This window comes from Leucobacter soli (assembly GCF_042659205.1).
GTDB classification, from domain to species: Bacteria; Actinomycetota; Actinomycetes; order Actinomycetales; family Microbacteriaceae; genus Leucobacter; species Leucobacter soli.
The window spans coordinates 317-547 of record NZ_JBHSRW010000497.1; the positions used below are offsets into that span (position 1 = coordinate 317).

Here is a 231-nt window from a genome sequence, read left to right on the forward strand (position 1 = left end):
CTTGTGCTCTGGTGTGGACGGCTGCAGCCGCCGGTCCTCCGTCTGTGGGTCCTGAACCTTCTCGATGCCGGCACCCAGCAGCTCATTCTTCAGCAGTGCGGAGTAGGCCAGGCCGTCTTTGCCATTGTCCGAGGTGGCGTCCTTGGCTTTGCGGTTCTGGCTGGGGGACTTCTCATTTTCATTGATCCTGTGGAAGTTCACGCTCCAGTTGGCCCCGGCCCGCGAGGGGAT

1 protein-coding gene is annotated in these 231 nt (G+C 61.9%); it reads right to left on the reverse strand.

The genetic code is table 11. From position 1 onward, the window contains the following. Positions 1 to 201 (reverse strand): hypothetical protein (locus tag ACFPZL_RS14160; protein ID WP_382336056.1); only part of this gene is annotated, 201 nt, incomplete at its 3' end. Positions 202 to 231: the final 30 nt, after the last annotated feature.